2 tRNA genes are annotated in these 238 nt (G+C 57.1%); both read left to right on the top strand.

Annotated features, from left to right (window positions below):
• Positions 1 to 3: 3 nt before the first annotated feature.
• A tRNA-Arg gene (locus G9F74_RS29760) sits at positions 4 to 77 on the top strand.
• Positions 78 to 85: 8 nt separating this feature from the next.
• A tRNA-Pro gene (locus G9F74_RS29755) sits at positions 86 to 159 on the top strand.
• Positions 160 to 238 lie beyond the last annotated feature (79 nt).

Raw genomic sequence — 238 nt, 5'->3', positions numbered from 1 at the left:
TATGCGCCCGTAGCTCAATTGGATAGAGCGTTTGACTACGGATCAAGAGGTTAGGGGTTCGACTCCTCTCGGGCGCGTTTTCTTTCGGGAAGTGGCTCAGCTTGGTAGAGCACCTGGTTTGGGACCAGGGGGTCGCAGGTTCAAATCCTGTCTTCCCGATATTCCCAAAAACATGGGGCCTTAGCTCAGCTGGGAGAGCGCCTGCCTTGCACGCAGGAGGTCAGCGGTTCGATCCCGC

It is taken from the genome of Bacillus sp. EKM202B, from assembly GCF_011066025.1.
GTDB classification, from domain to species: Bacteria; Bacillota; Bacilli; order Bacillales; family Bacillaceae_G; genus Bacillus_A; species Bacillus_A toyonensis.
Note: the sequence above shows the minus strand (reverse complement) of the source record. Positions and strands in the feature narration are given on the sequence as shown.